Consider the following 22,835-nt stretch of genomic DNA (forward strand, 5'->3'; position numbering starts at 1 on the left):
GGCCGGATCGCGGCGCCCCAGCGCCACAATCGTGGCGATGCATGTGCTTCTCATCGAAGACGACCTGGACCTGGGCCGCGCGTTGCAGTCCGCGCTGCGCGTGGAAGGCCTCAGCAGCGAATGGCGGCGCCGGGCGGTGGACGTGCCGCGCGAGGTCGACGCCAGCGTGGACTGCGTGCTGCTGGACCTGGCCTTGCCCGACGGCTCCGGGCTCGACCTCCTGCTGCGCTGGCGGCGCGAGGGCGTGCTGGTGCCGGTCATCGTCATCACCGCGCGCTCGGCCGTGGCCGACCGGCTGGCGGGGCTGGACGGCGGGGCCGACGACTTCGTCGTCAAGCCATTCGCCACCGAGGAGCTGATCTCGCGCATCCGCGCCGTGCTGCGCCGCGCGGCGCGCCAGGCCAGCGAACGCTGGGTGCTGGGGCCGCTGGTCGTCGAGCCGCGGCGGCGCCGCGTCACGCGCGAGGGCGTGGCGGTGCCGCTGTCGCCGCGCGAATTCCAGATCCTGCTGGAGCTGGCGCGCGAACCCGGCACGGTGCTGGCCAAGGGCCTGCTATCGCAGCGCCTCGAACCGCTGGGCGAGCCGCTGGACTTCAGCGCGCTGGAAGTGCACATCTCCAACCTGCGCCGCAAGATCGGCCCCGACGCGATCCAGACCGTGCGCGGGGTCGGGTACGTGCTGTCGGCATGAAGCGCCTTGTCGCCTGGTTGGCCGAACCCACGCTGGTACGGCGCAGCACCTGGTCGGTGCTGCTGGCGTTCGTCGTGGTGTGGATGGTGCTGCTGGGCTACAACTACGCGTTGAACCGCCATGCGCTGGCGACCGGCCCGAACCTGCAGAAATTCGGCCACGCGTTGGCTGGCGCGCTGGCGGACATCAAGGATGCGGACCAGGCGCGTGTCACGCTGGCGGCCTCGGCGCGCTGGATCAACGAGCGGCGCGCGCACGACGAGCGGTTCACGGGCCACTACCGGTTCGCGCTGGCCGATGGGGACGGCCGGACCGTCTACGCATCGCCGGGCTTCGCAGCCGACGCAGCGCGCCCCGCGGACCCGATCACGCACGCCGACATCGACGGCGTGCCCCACCGGATCTTTCAAGCCGGCGCGGGACGCTGGACGCTGCGGATCGCGGAGCCCCGGCGCATGACGTCGGACTTCCTGGCCTACAACGCGCGCAACCTGCTGCCCTACCTGCTCCTGGCCTCTCCCATTGTGCTGCTGGCCGTCTGGCTGTCCGTGCGCAACGGCCTGCGGCCGCTGCAGGTATTGGCCGACCGCATCCGCAGCCGCACGGTGGGCGACCTGCAGCCGGTCGGCTTCGACGCGCGGCACCGCGAGCTGCTGCCGCTGGTGCACTCGCTCGACGACCTGCTGGCCAGTGCACGCCACAAGCTCGCGCGCGAGCGCGCCTTCGTGCAGGACGCGGCCCACGAACTGCGCACGCCGCTGGCCGTGGTCGCCGCGCAGGCGCACGTGCTGGCGCGCTCGCAGGATGCGCGGGAACGCGCGTTGGCCGCACCGCAGCTCGAACAGGCCGTGCTGCGCGCGGCCCACCTGGCGCAGCAGCTGCTGGAGTTGGCCCGGCTCGACGAGGCACAGCGGCCGCCGGCCGAACCGGCAGACCTGGCCGCGCTGCTGCGCGAGACATTGGCCGAAGCTTTCCCGGCGGCACGCGCGCGCCGCATCGAGCTGGCCCTGGAGGCGCCGAGCACCTGCACCGGCCTGCGGATCCCATGGTCGTGCGCTCGATCGCCACCAACCTCGTGGACAACGCGGTCCGCTACAGCGGCGCGGGCAGCCAGGTGCGTGCCACGCTCGCGGGCCTGGCCTCCGGCGGCTGGTCGCTGGCCGTGCAGGACGACGGCGTGGGCATCGCGCCGGCCGAGCACGAACGCGTGTTCGAGCGCTTCTACCGCGGCGCCGGCCAGGCGGAATCGGGCGCCGGCCTGGGCCTGGCCATCGTGCGCCAGGCCGCGCTGCGCCTGGGCGGCAGCGTGCGGGTTGCCGAGGGCTTGCACGGCCGCGGCGTGGGGCTGCTCGTCGAGGTGCCGGCCGTCCCCGGCGCGCGCTCCTAAAATCCGGCCCGCCGCGCGGGGGCTCCGGTGCGCCGTGGCGCGCTCCCTATGCCAGATTCCCACGCCATCACACCCGCGCTGCGGCGCTCCATCCTGCTGCTGTCGCTGTCCAACTTCTCCAGCATGTCGGTGCAGCGCATCTGCGACGCCATGCTGCCCGCGCTGGCGCAGGAGTTCTCGGTCTCGCTGGCGCAGGCCGCGCAGGTGGTCTCGTTCTTCGCGATCGCCTACGGCGTGGCATTGCTGTTCTACGGACCGCTGGGCGACCGCTTCGGCAAGTTCAAGCTGATCTCGCTGTGCACGCTGGCCTGCAGCGTCGGCAGCGTGGTCTCGGCGTTGGCGCCGGACCTGGCCATGCTGGTGCTGGGGCGCGTGCTGGTGGCCGTGGCGGCCGCGGCCATGATCCCGATGGCGCTGGCCTGGGTCGGCGATGCGGTCAGCTATGAGAAGCGCCAGGAAACGCTGGCGCTGCTGGGCCTGGGTTCCACGCTGGGGCTGGTCAGCGGCCAGCTGCTGGGCGGCCTGTTCACCGACTGGTTCGGCTGGCGCTGGGCCTTCTGGTTCCTGACCGCCCTGTTCGGCGTGGTCGGCGCGCTGCAGTGGCGCGACTGGCGGCAGCAGCGCCTGCGGCCGCACCACATGGCGGGCCTGGCGGGTGCGCCTGCCACGCGCCAGCCCTTCGGCGCGCAGCTGCTCGTCATCCTGCGGCGCCCGCACGCCCGCGCCGTGCTGCTGACCTCGGTGGCCCAGGGCGCGCTGGCCTTCGGCGTCATGGCCATCTGGGCCTCGCACCTGCACGCCCGGCTGGGCATGTCGCTGGCTGCTTCCGGTGCCAGCGTGGCGCTGGCCGGGGTTGGCGGCGTGCTCTACATGGTCGGCGCGCGGCGGCTGATCCCCTGGCTGGGCGAGCGCGGCCTGGTGCTGACGGGCGCCGCCGCGCTGTCCATCGGCGCATGCGGGCTGGCCTTCACCCCTTATGCCGGGCTGGCGCCGCTGGCCAGCCTGGTCGCAGGCTTCGGCCTGTTCATGATGCAGAACACGCTGCAGACCAACGCCACGCAGATGGCGCCCGAGGCGCGCGGCATGGGCGTGGCCATGTTCTCCACCTCGCTGTTCATCGGGCAATCGGTGGGCGTGGTGCTGGCGGCCAGCCTGGTCGGGCGCTGGGGCTCGACGGCGGTGGTGGCGGGCGCGGGCGTGGCGGTGCTGGGCATGGCGCTGTTCTTCGCGCGGGCGCTGCGCCGGCGCGATGCGGCGGCTGCGGCAGCCCAGGCCTGACGGACGCACCATGGCTCAGACCGATTCCCCCTGCCAATCCTGCGGCGCCTGCTGCGCCAACTTCCGCGTCGACTTCTCGGTCTACGAGCTGCAGAGCGAAGGCGGCACCGTGCCCGATGGCCTGGCCGTGGAGGTCAACGGCAACACCGCGCGCATGCGCGGCACCGACCACGTGCCGATCCGCTGCGCCGCGCTGACCGGCAAGCTGGGGCAGAACGTGGGCTGCGGCATCTACGAATGGCGGCCCTCGCCCTGCCGCGAGTTCGAGGCCGGCAGCGATGCCTGCGACCGGGCCCGCGCGCGCCACGGCATGGCGCCGCTGGATTCCTGACCAGCCGCGCGCCCGCAGCCGCGTGCAACTACGCGCGCGCCAGCAGACGCGCAATGGCCTCGGGCAGTCCTGCGTTGGGCTTGACCGGCGGCGGCGCGAAGCTGCCGCGCGTGGCCTTGCCTGGCGCCAGCGCCACCAGAGATTCGGCATGCCGCACGGCGCTGGACACGCCATCGACCACCGGCACCGGCAGCTGCCCGCGCAGGCTGCGCGCCAGCCCTGCCAGCGGCGCACCGGCCAGCACGATCACGTCGGCGCCGTCCTCGGCCACCGCCCGCTCGCACAGCGCCTGCAGTGCCTGTCCATGGTCTGTCTGCACACTGCCGATGCCGGCCAGCGGCTGGTCCAGCGCGCGGATGCTGGCGAGCCGGCCGATCAGGCCATTGGCCTCGACGACCTCGCGGTACCAGGCGCTGATGCGCTGCGAGATCGCGACGATGGAAAAGCGCTGGCCCAGCAGGCAGGCGCTGGCCAGCGCCGATTCGGTCAGGCCCAGCACGGGCATGGGCAGCACCTCGCGCAGGCCCGCCAGGCCAGGGTCGCCGAACGCGGCGACGATCACCGCGTCGTGGCCGGGTGCGTGCTCGGCCGCGACCTGGGACGTGGCGTAGGCGCCGATCAGCGCCTCGAAGCGCGTCTCGATGTAGGCCACGCCGAAGGGCGCCGTCTGCATGCTCAGGGACGTGGTGGCAGAGGCACTGCGGCGCGCCTCGGCCTCGATCAGCGCCGTGACGCTGGTGGAAATGTTGGGGTTGATGATCAGCAGCTGCATGGCGTCAGGCCGGGCGGCGTTGGGGCAGCAGGGATGGCTTGCCGCATGCGAGCAGGCGGCCCTGGCCGGGCCGTGCATGGAACTGCCCGTCCCACACCACCTCGCCCCGGCAGAGCGTGATGCCAGGCCAGGCCTTGAGCCGCATGCCCTCGTAGGGCGTGTAGTCCACCTCGTGGTGCAGCTGTTCGTTGCGCAGCACGAACTCGCGTTCGTCCCAGATCACAAGGTCGGCGTCCGCGCCGATCGCGATCGTGCCCTTGCGCGGGTGCAGGCCGTAGGCCTTGGCCGGGCCCGTGGCCGTGAGTTCGACGAAGCGGTGCGGCGTCATGCGGCCGGCCAGCACGCCTTCGGACCACAGCAGCGCCATGCGCGTCTCCAGGCCCGGGATGCCGTTGGGGATGTGGCGGAACGACACCTCCTCGCCGTTCGGCTTCTTGCCCTCGGGCGCGTCGAACTTGAAGGGCGCGTGGTCGGACGAGAACACCGTGAACAGCCCGTCGTTGAGCCCATCCCAGATCACCTGCTGGTTCGCGCGGTCGCGCGGCGGCGGGCTGCAGACGCACTTGGCGCCCTTGTAGCTGTCGTCGATGCCCAGGTCCTCGGCCGTCAGGAACAGGTACTGTGGGCAGGTCTCGGCGAAGATGTTCAGGCCATGCGCGCGCGCCCAACGGATCTGCTCCACGGCCTCGCGGCCCGACACGTGCACGATCAGGATGGGCACGTCCACGAGTTCGGCCAGCGCGATCGCGCGGTGCGTGGCCTCGCGCTCCACGAGCATGGGCCGCGCATGCGCATGGAAGCGTGGCGCCGTACGGCCCGCAGCCTCCAGCCGGCGCGTGAGCCACTCGATGCAGTCGGCGTTCTCGGCGTGCACCATGGCCAGCGCGCCGTGCTGGCGGGCCACGTCCAGCACGTCCAGGATCTGGCCGTCGTCCAGCTTCATGTCGTCGTAGGTCATGTAGATCTTGAACGAGGTGAAGCCTTCCTGGATGAGCGCCGGCAGCTCCTCCTGCAGCACCGTGGGCGTGGGGTCGCTCACGATCAGGTGGAAGGCGTAGTCGATGTGCGCCTTGCCTGCCGCGCGCGCGCGGTAGTCCTCCACCGCCGCGCGCAGCGACTGGCCCTTCTGCTGCGCGGCGAACGGGATCACCGTGGTGGTGCCGCCGCAGGCGGCCGAGCGCGTGCCCGTGTCGAAGTCGTCGGCGTTGCGCGTGGGCGGCGGCATCGGCTGGTCGAGGTGGCAGTGCGCGTCCACGCCGCCGGGCGTCACGGTGCGGCCTGCGGCATCGATCTCCTGCTTGCCAGCGGGCAGGCCCAGGCCCAGCTGGGCGATGCGGCCGCCGCGGATGCCGATGTCGCAGTCGAAGCTGTCGGAGGCGGTCACGGCCCGCGCGTTGCGGATCACAAGGTCGAAGTCGGACATGGGTGGTGTTGTGGTGGAAATGGGGGGAGGCATCAGGCCGCCATCCAGCCGCCGTCGACCATGAGTTGGGCGCCGGTGGTGAAGGTCGATTCGCGGCTGGACAGGAACAGCACGGCCTGCGCCACGTCGTCGGGCCGGCCCAGGCGCGGCCAGGGCGTGCGGCGTGTCGCGCGGTCCATCACGGCCGCATCCAGCGCACGGCCGCCCTGGCCGGTCTGGATCTTGCCGGGCGCCACCGCGTTGCAGACGATCTGCTGCGCGGCGTAGTCGGTGGCCACCTGGCGCGTGAGGTAGCCGATGCCGGCCTTGCTCACGCCATAGGCCAGGTCCTCGGGCGCGGCGATCATGCCGTGCTGCGAGGCCAGGTTCACGATGCGGCCGCGCACCTCGTCAACGGCCGCCTGGCGCAGCATCTGGCGCACGGCGGCGCGGCAGCAGCGGTAGACGCCCGACAGGTTCACGTCGAGCACGCGCTGCCAGTCGGCTTCTTCCAGGTCGAGCAGCGGCCGCGCGTGCCGGATGCAGGCGTTGTTGACCAGCACGTCGAGCCGGCCGAAGCGGGCCACGGTCTCGTCGACCAGCGCATCGACCTGCGCCGTGCTGGCCACGTCGGTGGCGACGAAGCAGGCCCGGCCTCCGGCGGCTTCGATGGCGGCCACGGTCGGCGGCCCGCCTTCGATGGCGTCGGTCGTCACGTCGGCCACGACCACGGCAGCGCCGTGCGCGGCCAGCAGGCGCGCGATGGCGCGGCCGATGCCCGAGGCGGCGCCGGTGACGATGCAGACCTGGCCGGCCATGCGGGCCGCGGCGGCGGGCTGGAGGGCGTAGGCGTCAGGCATGGGCGGGGGCGGGGGCGGGTTGGGCGGCGCCGTGCTGTTGCCGCCATGCCAGGAAGTCCTCGGCCGCGGCGCGCAGGTCGTAGCGCGGCACGAAGCCGGTGTCGGCGCGCAGGTGCGCGATGTCCATGGGCGCGCGGTCGTAAGGCGCGTAGTAGTCGATGTCGGCCGTGTCAGCCGCGATCTGCCAGGACCAGCCCGGGTGCGCGGCAGCCACGGCGGCGCACCAGTCCGACATGCGGCCCATGAAGCCTGCGGCGACGTTGTAGACGGGGCGCGGCAGCTGCGGGCGGTCCAGCAGGGCCTGCAAGCCAGCAGCGGCGTCGCGCACGTAGAGCCAGTCGCGCGTGCTCTCGCGCGGCAGCCGCACGGCCTCGCCGCGCTCGGCGCGCAGCAGCACCTGCAGCGGCGCGCTGAGCGTGTCGCGCACGCCGGTGTCGGCCTCCCAGGGGCCGAAGCAGGTGCCCAGGCGGCCGACCACGAGGTCCAGGCCGTGCAGGGCGGCGATCCGCAGTGCCGCGGCTTCGGCGGCCTGCTTGGAAATGCCGTACAGGCCTTCGGGCCGCAGCGGCGTGCTGTCCTCGTGCAGCGCCTGCGCGTCGATGCCGCTGGCGCCGTAGACCGACCCCGAGCTGGCGTGCACGATGCGCCGTACACCCGTGGCTGCGGTGGCCGTCAGCGCCGCCACCACGCCGCCCAGGTTGACCTCGAAGATCGCGCCGGGCGTGGTGCGCTCGCGCCGCGCATCGGCCGTGATCGCGGCCAGCGTGACCAGGCGCTGCGGCCGGTGGGCGCGCATGGCGGCCTCCAGGGCCGATGTGTCGCGTACGTCGCCCTGCACCAGGCTGAAGCGGCCGGGCAGCGCGGCAAAGGCCCGCGCCGCGGCCGGCGGCAGCGGCGCACGGTCGAAGCCGACCACGGCCTCGCCAGCGTGTAGCAGGCGCTCGGCCAGCGCCAGGCCGACGAAGCCGCAGGCGCCTGTGATGAAGATGGGCATCAGGCAGCCACCGCGGCCGGTGCAACGGGCTCTGGCCGCAGCAGCTGCAGGATGCGGCGCTTGGTGTCGTTGAACTGCGGGCTGGTGGAATCGCGCGGGCGCGGCAGGTCGATGGTCAGCATCTCGCGGATGCGGCCCGGCCGCGCCGACATCACGGCCACGTGCGTGCCCAGCGCCAGCGATTCGTCGATGCCGTGCGTCACGAACACGATGGTGCTCTGGCTGTCGCGCCAGATGCGGACCAGCTCGGCATGCATCTCCATCTTGGTCTGCTCGTCCAGCGCGCCGAAGGGCTCGTCCATGAGGATCACCTCCGGGTTCATGAGCAGCGCACGCGCGATGCCCACGCGCTGGTTCATGCCGCCCGAGAGTTCGCTCGGAAAATGGTTCTCGAAGCCCTTCAGGTTCACCATCTCGATGAAATGCTGGGCCTTCTTGCGGCGGATGTCCTTGCCCACGCCCTGCATGGTCAGGTGGAAGGCCACGTTCTCCCAGACCGTGAGCCAGGGCATCAGCGTGGGCTGCTGGAACACCACGCCGCGGTCCGCCCCCGGTGCGGTGACCGGCTGGCCGCCCACGCGCACGCTGCCGCTGGAGGGCCTGTCGAAGCCCGCGATCAGGTTCAGCAGCGTGGACTTGCCGCAGCCGCTGGGGCCCAGCAGGCACAAGAACTCGTTGCGCGCCACGTGCACGCTGACATCGTCCAGCGCTTTCACGGCGTTGCCACGCTTGGGGTCGTCGAACAGACGGGTGACGTGGTCGATCTCGATCAAACTCATTTCATACTTCCTTTGCCTGCAGGGTGGAGCCGCGCTGCCACCGGAGAACGCGGCCGGCCAGCAGCTTGATCGCCAGGTCGCTCAGGAAGCCCAGCAGGCCGATGCTGACCATGGCCGCGATCACGATGTCGTAGCGCAGGAAGTAGTACGAATCCCAGAGCACATAGCCCACGCCGCTCTTGACGGCCACCATCTCGGCCGTGACGGTCAGCATCCAGGCCGAGCCGATGGCGATGCGCAGGCCCGAGAAGATGCTGGGCAGCGCGGCCGGGAACACGATGTGGCGCAGCAGCTTGCCGGGCGTGCCGCCGGCCATGGCGCCGGCGCGCAGCAGGTTGCGGTCGCAGGTCTTCACGCCGTGGATGGTGGACAGCAGCACCGGGAAGAACGAGCCCAGGAACACCAGGAAGATGGCCGGCTTGTTGGCGATGCCGAACCAGATGATGGCCAGCGGAATCCACGACACGGGCGGCACCGGCCGCAGGATCTGCAGCACCGGTTCGATCAGCCGCTCGACCGTGCGCGACCAGCCGATGGCCATGCCGATGCCCACGCCCAGCAGCGTGGAGATGGCGAAGCCGGCAAACACGCGCGAGGCACTGGCGGCCACGTCCTGGATCCATTTGCCGCTGTAGGTCTGGGTGTTTCCGTCCGTCGCGAAGACCCAGTCCGCCCAGGCCAGCAACACCTGCGAGGGGGCCGGCAGCAGCGCGGGCGGCAGCACGCCGGAGCGCGAGAAGATCTCCCAGCCGATCAGCAGCGCGACCGGGACGATCGCGCGCTCGATGCGCCGGTACAGGGAGAGCAAGGCGGAGGCTTGGGTCACGCGAACGTCCTCAGTAGCCCAGCGCCGACTTCGGCTGGCCCGTGGCCGCTTCCAGGAAGCGGTAGTCCATGTTCTTCTCCACGGCCGCGCTCACGTCGCTGTTGATGTACTTCAGGTCGCGCATCATCTGCGCGATGGCCACGGCCGAGGCGCGGTGCATGGCGTGGTCGGGGTACAGGTTGGCCACGGCGCCGGTGGCGATGGCCTTGTCCAGGCCGGTCACCTTCTGGATGGTGTCGATGAACAGCGCCTTGTCGGCGGCCATGATGCCGTTGACCTTGACGATGGCGCGCACCGTTTCCTCCACGCCCTTGGCGCGGCCGGCGATCACGTCCGAGCGCGTCACGATCAGGTTGGTCAGCTTGCCGGCGGCCTGGTCGTACGGGAAGGTGAAGAACTTGGCGGCCTTCACCTCGCGGATCTGGGTGGCGAAGGGGTCGACCGAGCAGATCAGCTCGACCTCGCCGCGGCGCAGCGCCTGCACGTGGTCGGACGGGTTCGGGATGTTGATGAACTGCACATCCTTGTTGATGTCGATGCCCTGCTTGGCGAATGCGCCGCGCATGTGGATGTCCTGCGCATTGCCGCGCGAGGCCGCCACGCGGAAGGGCTTGCCCTGGGCCTTGTAGTCGGCAATCAGCTTCTTGAGGCCGGCCCAGTCGTTCTCGGCCAGCGGCAGGTCGTTGCCCACGAGGATCTGCGAGCCGCCGTTGATCTGGCCCGAGATCGCGACCACGTCGAAGCCCTTGTCGAGCGCGGTGGCGTAGTGCAGGTAGGTGACCTGGGCCACGTCGATGCTCTTGGAGAGCAGGGCCGTCAGCACGTCGTTGCCGGTGTTGAACGCGATGGCCTCAAGCTTGACGTTGCTGGCGTTGGCCGGCGTCAGCGCCAGCGGCGTGCAATGCGCGCACTTGGCGTAGCCGAGCTTGATGGCGTCCTGGGCCTGGCCTGCCAGCGGCAGGACAGCGGCCGCGGCGAGGGCGAGGCGGGCGAGAAGTTTGAACATGGAGCTCCCTGGAGGTTGGCCGGGCCCGCGGGCGCGGGACCTGCTGCCATCGAGCAAGGGACATGCCAAGTTTGTATCCAATCCAATAAGTGTTTGTCGCCAAACAGATTCATTGGAGAAATCGCCCATTGGCAGGCAGCGCGTGGCACAGGGACGGATCCACGCCATGCGCCACATTGGATACAAAGTGCCCGGCCTTGGTGCGCGTCGGCCTTCAGCGCCAGTACGGCTTGCCCTCCGCGCCCCACAGCGCGCGCGCCGCCTGCTCCGCCTCGGCGCAGACGGCATCCATGTCCACGCGCGTGGGCCGGCCGTTCTCCACCAGGATCTCGCCGTCGACGAGCACCATGGACACGTCGCGCCCCTGGCCCGTGTGGACCAGGTTGCCGAGCGGGTTCACGTGCGGACGCAGGTGCGGCCGGTTGGCGTCGAACACCACGATGTCGGCCGCCTTGCCCAGTGCCAGGCTGCCGGTGTCGTCCGCCATGCCCAATGCCCTGGCACCACCCATGGTGGCCATGTGGAACACGTCGCGCGGCTGCCAGCTGTCGTCCACGAGGCCTTCCTGCACGCGCGCGGTGGCCAGCGCCCAGCGCATCAGTTCGACCATGTCGCCGTGCTGCGTGTCGGTGGCCAGCGCCATGTTCACACCCGCGCGCTTGAGCATGGGCGTGGGCGCCAGCCGGCCCGAGGTGGCGTTGCACTTGGGGATGTGCACGGCATGCGCACCGGCCGCGGCCATGCGGGCCGCATCCTCGGGCGTCACGTAGATGCAGTGGCCGCCCATCAGTCGTTCGCCCAGCAGGCCGGTGTCGGCCAGCACCTCGGTGGAGCTGCGGCCGCAGCGTGCGCGCACGCGCTCGACCTCCACCTGGCTCTGCCCCAGGTGCGTGCTGACGACCAGGCCGTGCTGCGCCGATGCCGCCGCCACCTCGCGCAGGAAGCCCTCCGAGCAGGTGTCCACTGCATGCGCGGCGAGGTTCACGCGCACGCGCGGGTGAGAAGCCCAGCGCGCGTGCAGGTCCAGCCCGGCCTGCAGCGTGGCGTGGCCGATGGCCGCACTGTGGTGCCAGTCGCCGTGCGCCACGCGCGCGAAGTCCACGTCGTGGATGCGCCAGCTCGGCGCCAGCCGCATGCCGAGCTCCACCATGGCCTCGGTCGTCACATCGGCATGCACGAAGTTGTCGCCCAGCACGGTGGAGCCGAACAGCAGTGCCTCCAGCGCGCCGAGCCGGGCCAGCGCGCGCGCCTGCTCGGGGTTCACCTGCGTGCCCTTGGGAATGCCCGGTGTGTAAGAGGGCGCGAAGCCCAGGTCGGCCGCCACGCCGCGCACCATGGTCAGGATGGAGTGCGCATGGGTGTTGACGAAGCCCGGCGTGACGAAGTGGTCCGGCAGGCGCAGCACGCGGCTGGCCTGGTAGCGCTCGGGCGGCTGCGCGGCCAGCCAGGCGATGCGGCCGTTCGCGATGCCGATGGCGGCGCCGCGGATTTCGGGTTGCGCGGGGTCGGCTGTCAGCGCGATGGCGTCCAGCAGCAGCAGGTCGAAGGTGGGGGTGTGGGCTGGGTCGGTCATGCGGCCGTTGCAAGCAACGGCCGTGCCGACTTTGTATCCAATCTGCCGATCGACTGTCGCCGAGGTCTCAGCCCAGCAGGGCTTCGGCCAGGTCGATCTCTGGCGCGGCCTCGGCGTCCAGGTTCAGCGATTTCTCGATGTGGTGCAGGTGCTCGTCCATGAGCGCCACGGCGGCCTCGGCCTGGCCGGCCTCGATGGCGTCCAGCAGCTCGGTGTGCTCGTCGTTCGGGCAGGCCGCGCCGGTGGGGGCGTCGAAGGTCAGGATGGCCAGGCAGGTCAGCGGCGTGAGCTCGCGCAGCATGCGCGTCATGATCGCGCTGCCCGACAGCTGGGCCAGCAGCACGTGGAACTCGCCCGACAGCCGCACGGCCGAACGCCGGTCGCCGTTGGCATGGGCCTGCTGCTCGCGCTTGACGAGCGCGCGCAGCTGCTTGATGGCGGTGGGCGCCTTGCCCGCGGCGATCCGGTCGATCAGCCGCCGCACCACGGCCGGCTCCAGCGTGCGCCGCACCTCCAGCACGTCGTGCGCCTCCTCGGCGCTGGGCGTGGTCACGAAGGCGCCGCGGTTGGGGATCAGCGTCACGAGCTGCTCCACGGCCAGGCGCTGCAGCACGCCGCGCACCTGGGTGCGACTGACCGCGAACAGCTCGGCCACGCGCTCCTCCGACAGCTTGGTGCCGGGCAGCAGCCGGTGCTCGACCACGGCCTCGTAGATGCGTTCGTAGATGTCGTCCTTGGAGGCGGCCTTGCCGCTGGCGTGGGAGGAGGACAGCCGCAGCGTGCGCCGGGACGGAGGGGGGGCCATGGGTGGTGCTGGCGGTGGTGGTGAAGGGGGCCCGCGAGGGCAGGCGGATGGTAGCGGCTGGGCAGGTCAGCCGGCAGGCAGTTCGCTGAACAGGCGGCCCCAGCCCTGCACGCGGCGCGTGTCCACGCCGGCCAGGCGCAGCGACTTCCAGACGGCGGTGGCGATGGTGTCGTAGACGGGCATGTCCAGCTCGGCCTCCAGCGCCGGCACCAGCTGCGCGGCGCGCAGGTTGGTGCAGAAGGTGGTGATGCACTGCGGCCCGGCGGTGGCGAGTTCGCGCGCCATGGCCTCGATCTGCGCGGGCGTGACCTCGGAGAACTCGAAGTTGACCTGCCTGTCCAGGTGGCGCTCGGCCACGCAGTCGAAGCCGCTCGCGCGGTAGTTGGCCACGATGCGCTGCTGCACGTCGCCCAGGTAGGGCGAGGCCAGGCCGAAGCGCGTGCGGCCCGAGAGCTGCATGGCCTCGTTGAGCGCCAGCACCGAGGTGCAGGCGGGGATGCCGGTCTCTGCGGTGATGCGCGCACACAGGGCTTCGTCGGTGTCGAAGCCCAGCCAGCCCGAGGAGGTGCCGTTCCAGGCGATCACGTCCACGCGCGCATCGGCCAGCAGCCGCGCGGCCTGCAGGATGGGCTCCAGGTCGAACTGGCCCAGCGCCTGTGCGGACAGCGAGATCTCCGTCACGCGAAAGCGCGCGAAATGCGCCGACACCTCGGGCAGGCCCGCGAGCATGGCCGCCGTGAGCGGCTCCAGCGCGGTGTTGGACGAGGGCGTCAGCATGCCCAGCAGCACGCGCTCCATCAGACCTTGACCTCCCGGTTGAAGCGGTCGATGTACTCGCCGCGGCGCGGGTTCAGCTTGGCCCAGTCCACGCCGTTCATGGCCTCGATCTCGGCCACGTTCTTCGCGTAGGCCTGCAGGCCGGGGCTGAACTGCGCCTTGCTGCTGACCGGCGCGACGAAGTAGGGCGCGGCCGCCATCTGGGTCTGCACCTCGGGGCTCAACGCGGCGTTGATGTAGGCGGCGGCGAGGTCGGGGTTCTTGGTGTTCTTGACGATGTGCATCACGCTCTTGATGTGGATCCAGCCCGTCTCGGGCTTGGCCAGCGCCACCGGCACGCCCTTGCCCTGCAGGTCGCCCACGTTGTTGTTGTAGTGCACGGAGATGTCGATCTGGCCCTGCTGGAACAGCGTGGCCAGGGAGCCGGGGTTGCTGGCCACGGCACTCACGTTGGGCAGCAGCTTCTTGACGAACTGGAAGGCAGGTTCGAGGTTCTCCTCGCTGCCGCCGTTCAGGCGCGCGATCTCCACCATCCAGGCCGACATCAGCGTCGAGCCCATGCCCGCCAGGCCCACGCGGCCCTTGTACTCGGGCTTGAGCAGGTCGTTCCAGTTCTTGGGTGGGTTCTTGATCTTCTCGGTGTTGTAGGCGATGCCGATGATCTGGCCCGACACGAACACCCCCAGGCCGCGCGGATCGACCAGCTTGGGCGGCACGTCCTTGAGGTTGGGCATCTTGTCCACCGGGATCTTCTCGAAGATGTCCTGCGACAGCGCGGCCAGGTAGGGGCCTTCGTCCAGGATCACCACGTCGTAGGGCGGGTTGGCCTTGGAGGCGACGATCTTGGACACCGTGTCCACCGCCAGCGAAGAGACCAGGCTCGTCGACGCGCCCGTGGCCTTGGCGAAGGCCGGCAGCAGGATGCTGCGGTGCGCCGATTCCCAGGCGCCCGGATAGGTGGTCGCCGAGATGGTCTTGGACTGGGCGTGCGCCAGGCTGGCGTGCAGCGGCAGTTGGGCGGCACCGAAACCGGCTGCGGCTTGCAGCAGCGTGCGGCGGGACAGGGACATGGGTGGACTCCTAGGTTGCGAGGGCTGCCCGATGGCGGGACTCGCCATGCCAGCGCAAGCTTTGTGCCATGGCCTGTATCCAGGGGCGTGGGTGCCGCGCCCTCCCAAGCCGGTGCGGCGCCTGCGCCAATGTGGCGCAGCGCGCACCAAATTGTGCTCAATGAAAAACGAGATTGTGTCCAATCTGTTCGGTGTTTGTTGCCAGAGCGGCTGCCGGCCAGTGGCACGTTTCTTGAGTTGCAGCAGGCAGCGCGGCACCACCCGATGCCGCCCCCAACCAGGCCACTGCATGCAAGCTCCCGATCGAACCGCCGGCGTCGGCATCGTGCTCGACCAGATCCACCACCGTTATGCCGGCTCCACGGCCGTGGAATCGGTGTCGCTGGACATTCCGGCCGGCGAACTCGTCGCGTTGCTGGGCCCCAGCGGCTGCGGCAAGACCACGCTGCTGCGCATCGTCGCGGGCCTGTTGCGCCAGAGCGGCGGCCATGTGCGCATCGGCGGCGAGACCGTGGACGCGCTGCCGACCAACGAACGCGGCGCCGGCATCGTGTTCCAGAACTACGCGCTGTTCCCGCACATGACGGTGGACGACAACGTGGCCTACGGCCTGCGCGCGCGCGGCGTCGCCGCCCCCGAGGCGCGCGCCACGGCCGCGCAGATGCTGGCCATGGTGCGCATGGCCGACTACGGCAAGCGCTACCCGCGCGAACTCTCGGGCGGCCAGCAGCAGCGCGTGGCGCTGGCGCGCACGCTGGCCGTGCGCCCGCGCGTGCTGCTGCTCGACGAGCCCTTCGCCGCGCTCGACAAGAACCTGCGGCTGGACATGCAGATCGAGATCCGGCGCATCCAGCGCGAGCTGGGCATCACCACCATCCTGGTCACGCACGACCAGGACGAGGCCATGTCCATGGCCGACCGCATCGCCGTCATGCACGCGGGCCGCGTCGAGCAGTTCGACACGCCCGAGACGATCTACGACCGGCCGGCCACGCTGTTCGTGGCCACCTTCATCGGCACGGCCAACCTGCTGCCGGGCCAGCTGCGCCAGGCCGAGGGCGGCTACGCGGTCGATTGCGCGGGCGGCGGCGCCATCGCGCTGGAGCGCGCCGCGCCCTGTTCGCGCGTGGGCAGCGTGGTGGTCGCGGCCAGGCCCGAGCACCTGGTGCTGGCCGGCTCGGCGCTGGGCGCATTGCCGGCCCGCGTCGAGATGGTGTTGCCGCTGGGGCCTTCGCTGGTCTACGAACTCGCGCTGGAGACCGGCGGCACGATCAAGGTCACGCAGCCGCGCAGCGCGGGCCAGATGCGCTATGCGGCCGGCGAGCAGGTCGGCGTGCGGCTGCGCCCCGGCGCGCCGGCCGGCGTGTTCGCGGGTTGACCGGGGTGGCGATGGCAACCGCACCCCGCTTCGCGCCGCCGCTGGGCCTGGCGCTGCCGCTCGGCATCTTCTTCCTGTTCTTTGTGTTCGCGCCCATGCTGCTGCTGGGCTGGATCAGCCTGCACAACGACCAGGGCATGACGCAGTTCGGCATCGCCCAGTACGCCAAGTTCCTGGGCGACGGCTTCAACCTCGGCGTGCTGGGCAGCACGCTGTGGCTGGGCCTGAAGGTCACGGCGTTGACGCTGCTGATCGGCTTTCCGCTGGCCTACCTCTACACGCAGGCCCCGGCGCGCTGGCAGGGCCTGCTCATGCTGCTGATCGTGCTGCCGCTGCTCACGAGCTCGGTGGTGCGCACCTTCGCCTGGGTCGTGATCCTGGGCCGCCAGGGCATCGTGAACACGGCGCTGCTCGACCTGGGCCTGATCGCCGAGCCGCTCAAGCTGCTCTACACACCGGGCGGCGTGACGGTGGCGCTGGCGCAGATCGAGCTGCCGCTCATGGTGCTGCCGCTCATCACCTCGCTCATGAACACCGATGCCAACCTGCGCCAGGCCTCGCTGGCGCTCGGCGCGGGCCATTGGCGCACTTTCTGGCAGGTGACGCTGCCGCTCACCATGCCGGGCCTCCTGGCCGGCGCGCTGCTGGTGTTCGCCTCCAGCATCAGCGCCTTCGTCACGCAGACGCTGGTGGGCGGCGGGCAGCAGATGTTCATGCCCTATTACATGTACCAGCAGGCCATCCAGGCCAACAACTATCCGTTCGCCGCCGCGATCGCGATGCTGCTGCTGGCCAGCGTGCTGGCCGTGGTCGTCGCCATCAACGCCGTGGGCCGCCGCAGCCGGGGATTCGTCCATGCCTGATGCCTTCGTTTCCGGCGCCCCCGTGCGCCCCGCCGCCGCGCCGCGCGCGGCCGAGTCGTTGGGCGCCGCGTTCGAGCGGCGCTCGTTCTGGGCCGTGTTCGGCCTGCTCGGCGTGTTCGCCGGCGTGCTACTGCTGGCGCCCACGGTGGTGGTGCTGGTCACCTCGTTCACGAGCGGCTTCTCGCTCAAGTTTCCGCCGCCGGGCTACTCGGTGCGCTGGTACCAGGCGCTGTGGGATTCGCCGGAGCTGATCGAGGCCGGCGTGCTCTCGCTCAAGCTGGCGGCGATGGCCACGGGCATCTCGGCCGTGCTGGCGGTGGCGGCGGCGCTGGCGCTGGCACGCCGGCGCGAGGGCTGGGCGCGCGCGGCCGAGGCCGTGCTGCTGTCGCCGCTGATGCTGCCGGCGCTGGCCATCGGCCTGTCGCTGTTGATGCTGTTCAACATCGCAGGCACGGGCCTGTCGTTCACCACGCTGGTGCTGGGCCACATCGCCATCACCACGCCCTACATCCTGCGCACCACCTCGGCCAGCCTGCTGCAGATGGACGGCGTCCTGCTGGAAAGCGCCCACTCGCTGGGCGCCTCGCCGCTCTACGTGTTCCGCACCATCACGCTGCCGCTGATCGCGCGCGGCGTCGCGGCGGGGGCCTTCATCGGCTTCATGTACTCGTTCGACAACGTGGCCGTGTCGCTGTTCCTCTCGGACGCGCGCAGCGAGGTGCTGCCAATCCGCATGTGGCACATCATCGAATCGAACCTGGATGTGCGGGCAGCGGCCGTGTCGGGCGTGCTGATCGCAGCCACGCTGGTCCTCATGGTCGTCATGGAGCGCGTGGCCGGCATCACCCGCCACATGCGGTGATATGAATCCACCCCGTTTGGCTGGCTCACTTCGTGTAGCCAGCCCATCCCCCTCAAGGGGCGCCGCCAGCGGCCTGGCAGAGCCAGTTCCGCGGCGTCTGCTGGCATGGCCTGCTCCGCGGCCTTCGGAGCCGCTGCCGATTTCAACCTTGCCGATGGACGGGGTCGCCGCCCCAGCGCAGCCGCAGTGCGAGGTAGTCGGCCTCCAGCACACCGTCGCGCAGCGCCATGGCGTGGCCGGTCAGCGTGCAGAAGCGCTCGATGCTGTAGTCGCCCAGGTCGTTGCGGCGCAGCGTGGCGTGGCGCAGCGCCAGCACCAGGGTGGACACGCCGGCCAGCTTGAGCGCGCCCGCGCACATGGGGCAGGGCTCCATCGTGCAGTACAGCGTGGCGCCCTGCGCCGCGGCCGGGCCGTGGGCCGCGAAGGCCTGGCGCAGCGCATCGGGCTCGGCGTGCAGCGTCGGGTCGCCCTGGCTGACCTGGCGGTTCTGGCCGCGGCCCAGCAACTGCCCACCCTGCACCAGCACCGCGCCGGTCGGCCAGTCGCCGCGCGCGTAGGCGTCCTCGGCTTCGTTCAGCGCCAGGCGCATCCAGTGCTCGTCGTTCATCCAACACCTTCCACAACATTCGGGGCCAAACCATGAGCAAGAAACGCACCCTGTTGCGCAATGCGCGCGTGCTGCTGGGCGACGCGCTGGCGCTGTCGGACGGCCCGCAGGACCTGCTGGTCGAGGGCGGCCGTATCGCCGCCATCGCGCCGGCCGGCACGCTGGGCCAGGCCGAGCAGATCATCGACCTGACCGACCACCTGCTGGTGCCGGGCCTCGTCAACGGCCACCAGCATTCGCACGAGCACTTCCAGCGCGGTCGCACCGAGAACCTGCCGCTGGAACTGTGGATGCAGCTGGTGCGCACGCGCACGCCCGTGCCGCTCACGCCGCGCCAGGTCTACCTGCGCACCATGGTCGGGGCGATCGAATCGCTGCGCACGGGCGCCACCACCATCGTGGACGACATGGCGCTGGGCGGCGCCATCGACCGCGAACGCATCGCCGCCGTGCTGCAGGCCTACGACGACGTGGGCATCCGCGCGCTGCTGGGCTTCGCGATGATGGACAAGCCCATCGTCGACAACTTCCCGTTCCTCGCGGCCCACGTACCAACCGCGCTGGTCGCCGAATTGCGCGCCGCACCGCGGCCTGCCGGCGCCGAACAGTTGGCGCTGGTGCGCGGGCTGGCGCGCGAGCGGCATCCGCAATCGCGCCGCGTGGGCGTGCTGGTGTCGGCGTCGGCGCCGCAGCGCTGCACCGAGCCCTTCCTGCGCGAGGTGCGCGCCCTGGCCGACGAGCTGGCGCTGCCCGTCATCACGCACGTGCAGGAAACGCGGCTGCAGGTCGTCACGGGCCAGCTGTTCTACGGCTGCCCCATGGTCGAGTACCTGGACCGCATCGGCTTCCTCAAGCCCGCCACCAGCCTGATCCACGCCGTGTGGCTGAACCCGCGCGAGATCGCGGCACTGGCGCGCACGGGCGCCACGGCCCAGCACAACCCGTGGAGCAACCTGCTGCTGGGCTCGGGCGTGCAGCCCGTGCGCGAACTGCTGGACGCCGGCGTCAACGTGAGCCTGGGGTCGGACGGCTCGTGTTCCACCGTCACCGTGAACATGCTCAACGTGCTGGGCAGCGCGGCGGCCGTCTCCAAGCTGCGCGGCGACGACCACCGGCGCTGGCTGTCGGCGCACGAGGCGCTGCACGCCGGCACGCTGGCAGGCGGGCGCGCGCTGGGCTTCGGCGAGCAACTGGGGTCGCTGCGCGTGGGGGCCATCGCCGATCTGGTGGGCTACCGCACCGACAGCGTCACGTTCACGCCCTTCAACGATCCGGTGCGCCAGCTGGTCTATGCCGAGCGCGGCGCGGGCCTGGGCTTCTCCATGGTCGACGGCGAGGTCGTGGTGGCGGGCGGCGCGCTGCGCGCGGTGGACGAGGCCGGTCTGCTGCGCGAGATCGAACGCGAGTTTGCGCACCTGGCGCCGCAGTACGCCAAGGCCGAGGCCGAGATGGGGCCGGTGGTCGCTGCGCTGGAGGGCATCCACCGCGAGGGGCTGGCGACGGCCATCGCGCCCGACACCTGCGCGGCGAGGCTGGCATGAGCGGGCGCGACTTCTCCGGCTACCGCTGGAACTACCCCCAGCTGCGCTGGCCCGGCGGTGCAGGCCTGGCCGTCTCGTTCGTGCTCAACGTGGAAGAGGGCGCCGAGCTTGCGCTGAGCGCAGGCGACGCGCGCAACGAAAGCCACCACGAGGTCAACCACGAGGTGGTGGGCGCGCCCGACCTGTGCATGGAAAGCCAGTTCGAGTACGGCGCGCGCGTGGGCTACTGGCGCATCACGCGGCACCTGATGGAAGCCGGCATCCCGCTGACCCTGAACGCCTGTGCCCGCGCATTGGAGGCCACGCCCTGGATCGCCAGCGACGCGGCCGAGCAGGGCTTCGAGGTCTGCTGCCACGGCTGGCGCTGGGAGTCGCACGCCGGCATGGACGAGGCCGACGAACGCGCCGTGATCGCGCGCTGCGTGGACAGCATCCGCCGCCTGCACGGCCGCGCGCCCGTGGGCTGGCACACGAAGTCGTCGGCCTCGGTGAACACGCGGCGCCTGCTGGTGGAGCAGGGCGGCTTCCTCTACGACAGCGACGCCTACAACGACGATCTGCCCTACTACACGGCCGTGGCCGGCCGCCCGCACCTGGTGCTGCCCTACGCCTTCGACACCAACGACATGCGCTTCTTCGACAGCCACGCCTACGTGCGCGGCAGCGACTTCGCCGACTACGCCATCGATGCCTTCGACGCGCTGCTGGCCGAGTCGCGCGAGACGCCGCGCATGCTGTCCATCGGCCTGCACACGCGCATCATCGGCCGGCCGGGCCGCATCGAGGGCCTGCGCCAGCTGACGCGCCACATCGCCCAGCGGGGCGGCGCCTGGTGCGCCACGCGCGAGCAGATCGCGCGGCACTGGCTCGCGAACGTGCCGCCGCCGGGGAGCGCAACATGAAGCTGCTGCTGGTCAACCCGAACCTGACCCAGGCCGTGACCGACGCGGTGCTGGCCGCCGCGCGCGCCCGCGCGGCGCCGGGCACCGAACTGGTGGCCGTGACCGGCAGCTTCGGCCCTGCCGTGATCGGCTCGCGTGCCGAGAACGCGCTGGCGCAGCACGGCGTGCTCGACCTCGTGGCGCAGCACGCGCCAGGCTGCGACGCCGTGGTGCTGGGCGTGTCGCTGGACACCGCACTGTGGGCCTGCCGCGAGCTGCTCGACATCCCCGTGATCGGCATGACCGAGGCCGGCCTGCTGTGCGGCGCCACGGTGGCCACGCGCATCGGCCTGTTGACCAACGGCGCGCGCATGGGGCCGCTGTACCGCGAACTCGTGCAGTCCTACGGGCTCGCTGACCGCCTGGCCGGCATCGAGACCATCACGCTCACGCCGCAGCAGATGGTCGGTGCGCCGCAGGCCGCGCAAGACGCCGTGCTGGCCGCCGCCCGCACCCTGGTCGAACGCGACGGCGCCGAGGCCGTGCTGCTGGCCGGCGCGGCCATGGCGTCGATGGCCGAGGTGCTGCAGCCGCAGCTGCCCGTGCCGCTGCTCGACGGCGTGGGCTGTGCCGTGGCGCTGGCGCAGGCCATGGTGGGCCTGCGGCTGCCGCGCGCCCGGGTGGGCAGCGTCAGCCCCACGGGTGGGCGCGCCGTGCAGGGCGTGTCGCCAGCGCTGGCGCAGCTGTTCGCGAGGCCGACATGACCGAACTGCACGCACTCAGCGCACGCGCGCTGGCCGGGCAGGTCAATGCCGGCGCGCTCAGCGCGTTGGACGTGGCACGCCACTTCATCGAGCGTGTGGAGCGCCTGAACCCTGCGCTCAACGCCATCGTGCAGTTCGACGCCCAGGCCGTGCTGGCCGAGGCCGCGGCGGTCGATGCCCGGCTGGCGGCCGGCGAGCACCTGCCCATGGCCGGCGTGCCGTTCACGGTCAAGGACAACCTGTGGGTCGAGGGCCGGCGCATTGCCCAGGGCTCGCGCCTGTTCGAAGACTTCGTGGCCCCGCGCGACGCATGGGCCGTGGCGCGGCTGCGTGCGTTGGGTGCGGTGGTGCTGGGCATCACCAACTGCTCGGAGTTCGCCTGCAAGGGCGTGACCAGCAACCTGCTGTACGGCGCCACGCGCCATCCGCTGGACGCTTCGCTGACGCCGGGCGGCTCCTCGGGCGGCGCCGTGTCGGCGCTGGCCGCGGGCCTGGGCCTGCTGGCGTTGGGCACCGATGCGGGCGGTTCCACGCGCCGGCCGGCCGCGCACTGCGGCCTGGTGGGCTTCAAGCCCAGCAACGGGCTCATCCCGCACCCCTGGGGCTTTGCAGAACCGAACTTCGGCCTGTCGGTGATCGGCCAACTCGCGCGCAGCGTGGACGACTGCGCCTGGCTCTACGACCACCTGCTGGCCTACGACGCGGCCGATCCGGCCGGCGTGCCGATCGCCGTGGGGCTGGAGGCTTCGGCGGGCCTGCAGCAGCCCATCGCCGGTCTGCGCGTGGCCTGGAGCCCGCAGCTGGGCTGCGGCTTCGCGGTGGACGCCGATGTGCTGCAAGCCTTGCAGCAGCGTGTGGACGCGCTGCGCGCGGCCGGCTGGCAGATCGACGATGCCGACCCGCCCTGGCCGCCCGAGGCGCGCGAATACCCGCTGCTGGTGCTGCAGCAGGCCGGCCTGCACGCGCTGTATGGCGCGCGCCTGGCCGATGCGCGCGAGCGCATCGACCCGGTGCTGGTGGCGCAGATCGAGGCGGGTGCAGAGGTCACGCCCGCGCAGGTGGCGCGCGCGCTGCGTCTGAAGGAGAAACTCATCGCCTGCCTGTCGGCTTTCTTCGCGCGCTACGACCTGCTGTTGTGCCCGACCTCCCCGGTCACGGCCTGGCCGTTGGCACAGCTCGGCCCGCCGCAGATCGGCGGCAAGCCTGCCGGGCCACGTGGTCACGCCGCGTTCACGCCGCTGTTCAACTACTGCGGGGTGCCGGCGTGCTCGGTGCCGGCCGGCAGCGTGCGCGGCCTGCCGGTGGGGCTGCAGGTGGTGGGGCCGCGCTTCGAGGATCCGCGCGTGCTGCAGTGCGCAGGGCAGATCGAGGCGCTGGGGGCGTAGGCC

The 22,835-nt window shown here is 71.4% G+C and carries 23 protein-coding genes and 1 pseudogene; 12 read left to right on the forward strand and 12 right to left on the reverse strand.

The window, feature by feature from the left end:
- The first annotated feature begins 37 nt into the window (after window positions 1–37).
- The 5 genes and pseudogenes from ASF44_RS18645 to ASF44_RS18660 all read left to right on the forward strand — a co-directional run bounded on the left by ASF44_RS18645 (window position 38) and on the right by ASF44_RS18660 (window position 3,687).
- Window positions 38–691, forward strand: coding sequence for a response regulator transcription factor (locus ASF44_RS18645; RefSeq protein WP_056900722.1), 654 nt, complete (start codon window positions 38–40; stop codon window positions 689–691).
- 455 nt (window positions 692–1,146) lie between these two features.
- Window positions 1,147–1,536: pseudogene (locus ASF44_RS32930) on the forward strand (histidine kinase dimerization/phospho-acceptor domain-containing protein); the annotation flags it as partial.
- Window positions 1,537–1,736: 200 nt separating this feature from the next.
- Entirely contained in the window at window positions 1,737–2,078 is a 342-nt protein-coding gene (locus ASF44_RS32935) for a sensor histidine kinase KdpD (protein WP_056900723.1), read from the forward strand.
- Between the two features lie 48 nt (window positions 2,079–2,126).
- Window positions 2,127–3,356, forward strand: a complete 1,230-nt coding sequence (locus tag ASF44_RS18655) for an MFS transporter (protein WP_056900724.1) — start codon at window positions 2,127–2,129, stop codon at window positions 3,354–3,356.
- Window positions 3,357–3,366: 10 nt separating this feature from the next.
- On the forward strand, window positions 3,367–3,687 hold the full coding sequence (locus ASF44_RS18660) for a YkgJ family cysteine cluster protein (protein WP_056900823.1): 321 nt from the start codon (window positions 3,367–3,369) through the stop codon (window positions 3,685–3,687).
- A gap of 28 nt (window positions 3,688–3,715) precedes the next feature.
- Here the strand turns inward: ASF44_RS18660 and ASF44_RS18665 are convergent, their stop codons facing one another.
- From ASF44_RS18665 to ASF44_RS18715, 11 genes are all read right to left on the reverse strand, one after another.
- Window positions 3,716–4,459, reverse strand: coding sequence for an aspartate/glutamate racemase family protein (locus ASF44_RS18665; protein ID WP_056900725.1), 744 nt, complete (start codon window positions 4,457–4,459; stop codon window positions 3,716–3,718).
- 4 nt (window positions 4,460–4,463) lie between these two features.
- Window positions 4,464–5,882: a dihydropyrimidinase gene (gene hydA, locus ASF44_RS18670; protein ID WP_056900726.1), complete on the reverse strand. Its 1,419-nt coding sequence runs from the start codon at window positions 5,880–5,882 to the stop codon at window positions 4,464–4,466.
- Between the two features lie 32 nt (window positions 5,883–5,914).
- The gene (locus ASF44_RS18675) at window positions 5,915–6,721 is read right to left on the reverse strand and encodes an SDR family NAD(P)-dependent oxidoreductase (RefSeq protein WP_235579266.1); all 807 of its coding nucleotides are present in this window, start codon (window positions 6,719–6,721) and stop codon (window positions 5,915–5,917) included.
- Window positions 6,714–7,715, reverse strand: a complete 1,002-nt coding sequence (locus ASF44_RS18680) for an NAD(P)-dependent oxidoreductase (protein WP_056900727.1) — start codon at window positions 7,713–7,715, stop codon at window positions 6,714–6,716. The genes ASF44_RS18675 and ASF44_RS18680 overlap by 8 nt, the downstream gene beginning before the upstream one ends.
- Window positions 7,715–8,494 carry an ABC transporter ATP-binding protein gene (locus ASF44_RS18685; RefSeq protein ID WP_056900728.1) on the reverse strand — a complete coding sequence of 260 codons (780 nt, stop codon included), beginning with the start codon at window positions 8,492–8,494 and terminating at the stop codon, window positions 7,715–7,717. Before ASF44_RS18685 ends, ASF44_RS18680 begins: the two co-directional genes overlap by 1 nt.
- A gap of 1 nt (window position 8,495) precedes the next feature.
- Window positions 8,496–9,320 (reverse strand): ABC transporter permease, encoded by an 825-nt coding sequence (locus ASF44_RS18690; RefSeq protein WP_235579267.1) that lies wholly within the window; start codon window positions 9,318–9,320, stop codon window positions 8,496–8,498.
- A gap of 10 nt (window positions 9,321–9,330) precedes the next feature.
- On the reverse strand, window positions 9,331–10,326 hold the full coding sequence (locus ASF44_RS18695; RefSeq protein WP_056900730.1) for an ABC transporter substrate-binding protein: 996 nt from the start codon (window positions 10,324–10,326) through the stop codon (window positions 9,331–9,333).
- A 214-nt stretch (window positions 10,327–10,540) separates the two neighbouring features.
- Window positions 10,541–11,899 carry an amidohydrolase family protein gene (locus tag ASF44_RS18700; protein ID WP_056900731.1) on the reverse strand — a complete coding sequence of 453 codons (1,359 nt, stop codon included), beginning with the start codon at window positions 11,897–11,899 and terminating at the stop codon, window positions 10,541–10,543.
- Window positions 11,900–11,966: 67 nt separating this feature from the next.
- Window positions 11,967–12,704, reverse strand: coding sequence for a GntR family transcriptional regulator (locus ASF44_RS18705; protein ID WP_082524883.1), 738 nt, complete (start codon window positions 12,702–12,704; stop codon window positions 11,967–11,969).
- 66 nt (window positions 12,705–12,770) lie between these two features.
- Complete coding sequence (locus ASF44_RS18710; protein ID WP_369820939.1) at window positions 12,771–13,502, reverse strand: aspartate/glutamate racemase family protein; 732 nt, start codon at window positions 13,500–13,502, stop codon at window positions 12,771–12,773.
- A complete protein-coding gene (locus ASF44_RS18715; RefSeq protein ID WP_056900733.1) occupies window positions 13,502–14,551 on the reverse strand; it encodes an ABC transporter substrate-binding protein in 1,050 nt (349 codons plus the stop codon). Before ASF44_RS18715 ends, ASF44_RS18710 begins: the two co-directional genes overlap by 1 nt.
- Window positions 14,552–14,840: 289 nt before the next feature.
- Here ASF44_RS18715 and ASF44_RS18720 point away from each other — a divergent pair, with 289 nt between their 5' ends.
- Genes ASF44_RS18720 through ASF44_RS18730 form a run of 3 tightly spaced genes read left to right on the forward strand, consistent with a single transcriptional unit; the run spans window position 14,841 to window position 17,654 of the window.
- On the forward strand, window positions 14,841–15,929 hold the full coding sequence (locus ASF44_RS18720; protein ID WP_056900734.1) for an ABC transporter ATP-binding protein: 1,089 nt from the start codon (window positions 14,841–14,843) through the stop codon (window positions 15,927–15,929).
- 11 nt (window positions 15,930–15,940) lie between these two features.
- Window positions 15,941–16,792 carry an ABC transporter permease gene (locus ASF44_RS18725; RefSeq protein ID WP_056900735.1) on the forward strand — a complete coding sequence of 284 codons (852 nt, stop codon included), beginning with the start codon at window positions 15,941–15,943 and terminating at the stop codon, window positions 16,790–16,792.
- Window positions 16,785–17,654, forward strand: a complete 870-nt coding sequence (locus ASF44_RS18730; protein ID WP_082524884.1) for an ABC transporter permease — start codon at window positions 16,785–16,787, stop codon at window positions 17,652–17,654. The genes ASF44_RS18725 and ASF44_RS18730 overlap by 8 nt, the downstream gene beginning before the upstream one ends.
- Window positions 17,655–17,796: 142 nt before the next feature.
- On the opposite strand, the gene ASF44_RS18735 is transcribed toward ASF44_RS18730, so the two are convergent.
- The gene (locus ASF44_RS18735) at window positions 17,797–18,261 is read right to left on the reverse strand and encodes a nucleoside deaminase (protein WP_056900736.1); all 465 of its coding nucleotides are present in this window, start codon (window positions 18,259–18,261) and stop codon (window positions 17,797–17,799) included.
- A gap of 32 nt (window positions 18,262–18,293) precedes the next feature.
- Here ASF44_RS18735 and ASF44_RS18740 point away from each other — a divergent pair, with 32 nt between their 5' ends.
- Genes ASF44_RS18740 through ASF44_RS18755 form a run of 4 tightly spaced genes read left to right on the forward strand, consistent with a single transcriptional unit; the run spans window position 18,294 to window position 22,832 of the window.
- Window positions 18,294–19,802 (forward strand): amidohydrolase family protein, encoded by a 1,509-nt coding sequence (locus tag ASF44_RS18740; protein ID WP_056900737.1) that lies wholly within the window; start codon window positions 18,294–18,296, stop codon window positions 19,800–19,802.
- The gene (locus ASF44_RS18745; RefSeq protein ID WP_056900738.1) at window positions 19,799–20,704 is read left to right on the forward strand and encodes a polysaccharide deacetylase family protein; all 906 of its coding nucleotides are present in this window, start codon (window positions 19,799–19,801) and stop codon (window positions 20,702–20,704) included. The genes ASF44_RS18740 and ASF44_RS18745 overlap by 4 nt, the downstream gene beginning before the upstream one ends.
- Window positions 20,701–21,447, forward strand: a complete 747-nt coding sequence (locus ASF44_RS18750; protein WP_056900739.1) for an aspartate/glutamate racemase family protein — start codon at window positions 20,701–20,703, stop codon at window positions 21,445–21,447. Before ASF44_RS18745 ends, ASF44_RS18750 begins: the two co-directional genes overlap by 4 nt.
- Window positions 21,444–22,832 carry an amidase gene (locus tag ASF44_RS18755; protein WP_056900740.1) on the forward strand — a complete coding sequence of 463 codons (1,389 nt, stop codon included), beginning with the start codon at window positions 21,444–21,446 and terminating at the stop codon, window positions 22,830–22,832. Before ASF44_RS18750 ends, ASF44_RS18755 begins: the two co-directional genes overlap by 4 nt.
- Window positions 22,833–22,835: the final 3 nt, after the last annotated feature.

The organism is Pseudorhodoferax sp. Leaf274 (assembly GCF_001422445.1).
Classification (GTDB): Bacteria; Pseudomonadota; Gammaproteobacteria; order Burkholderiales; family Burkholderiaceae_C; genus Pseudorhodoferax.

Bases quoted from the DNA above. Each gene is read 5' to 3' on its own strand.
- ASF44_RS32935 (WP_056900723.1), top strand. From the start codon at position 1,737: ATGGTCGTGCGCTCGATCGCCACCAACCTCGTGGACAACGCGGTCCGC.
- ASF44_RS18730 (WP_082524884.1), top strand. From the start codon at position 16,785: ATGCCTGATGCCTTCGTTTCCGGCGCCCCCGTGCGCCCCGCCGCCGCG.
- ASF44_RS18750 (WP_056900739.1), top strand. From the start codon at position 20,701: ATGAAGCTGCTGCTGGTCAACCCGAACCTGACCCAGGCCGTGACCGAC.
- ASF44_RS18745 (WP_056900738.1), top strand. From the start codon at position 19,799: ATGAGCGGGCGCGACTTCTCCGGCTACCGCTGGAACTACCCCCAGCTG.
- ASF44_RS18680 (WP_056900727.1), bottom strand. From the start codon at position 7,715: ATGCCCATCTTCATCACAGGCGCCTGCGGCTTCGTCGGCCTGGCGCTG.
- ASF44_RS18755 (WP_056900740.1), top strand. From the start codon at position 21,444: ATGACCGAACTGCACGCACTCAGCGCACGCGCGCTGGCCGGGCAGGTC.
- ASF44_RS18665 (WP_056900725.1), bottom strand. From the start codon at position 4,459: ATGCAGCTGCTGATCATCAACCCCAACATTTCCACCAGCGTCACGGCG.
- ASF44_RS18705 (WP_082524883.1), bottom strand. From the start codon at position 12,704: ATGGCCCCCCCTCCGTCCCGGCGCACGCTGCGGCTGTCCTCCTCCCAC.
- ASF44_RS18685 (WP_056900728.1), bottom strand. From the start codon at position 8,494: ATGAGTTTGATCGAGATCGACCACGTCACCCGTCTGTTCGACGACCCC.
- ASF44_RS18645 (WP_056900722.1), top strand. From the start codon at position 38: ATGCATGTGCTTCTCATCGAAGACGACCTGGACCTGGGCCGCGCGTTG.
- ASF44_RS18695 (WP_056900730.1), bottom strand. From the start codon at position 10,326: ATGTTCAAACTTCTCGCCCGCCTCGCCCTCGCCGCGGCCGCTGTCCTG.
- ASF44_RS18720 (WP_056900734.1), top strand. From the start codon at position 14,841: ATGCAAGCTCCCGATCGAACCGCCGGCGTCGGCATCGTGCTCGACCAG.
- ASF44_RS18655 (WP_056900724.1), top strand. From the start codon at position 2,127: ATGCCAGATTCCCACGCCATCACACCCGCGCTGCGGCGCTCCATCCTG.
- ASF44_RS18660 (WP_056900823.1), top strand. From the start codon at position 3,367: ATGGCTCAGACCGATTCCCCCTGCCAATCCTGCGGCGCCTGCTGCGCC.
- ASF44_RS18735 (WP_056900736.1), bottom strand. From the start codon at position 18,261: ATGAACGACGAGCACTGGATGCGCCTGGCGCTGAACGAAGCCGAGGAC.
- ASF44_RS18740 (WP_056900737.1), top strand. From the start codon at position 18,294: ATGAGCAAGAAACGCACCCTGTTGCGCAATGCGCGCGTGCTGCTGGGC.
- ASF44_RS18710 (WP_369820939.1), bottom strand. From the start codon at position 13,502: ATGGAGCGCGTGCTGCTGGGCATGCTGACGCCCTCGTCCAACACCGCG.
- hydA (WP_056900726.1), bottom strand. From the start codon at position 5,882: ATGTCCGACTTCGACCTTGTGATCCGCAACGCGCGGGCCGTGACCGCC.
- ASF44_RS18725 (WP_056900735.1), top strand. From the start codon at position 15,941: ATGGCAACCGCACCCCGCTTCGCGCCGCCGCTGGGCCTGGCGCTGCCG.
- ASF44_RS18675 (WP_235579266.1), bottom strand. From the start codon at position 6,721: ATGCCTGACGCCTACGCCCTCCAGCCCGCCGCCGCGGCCCGCATGGCC.
- ASF44_RS18700 (WP_056900731.1), bottom strand. From the start codon at position 11,899: ATGACCGACCCAGCCCACACCCCCACCTTCGACCTGCTGCTGCTGGAC.
- ASF44_RS18715 (WP_056900733.1), bottom strand. From the start codon at position 14,551: ATGTCCCTGTCCCGCCGCACGCTGCTGCAAGCCGCAGCCGGTTTCGGT.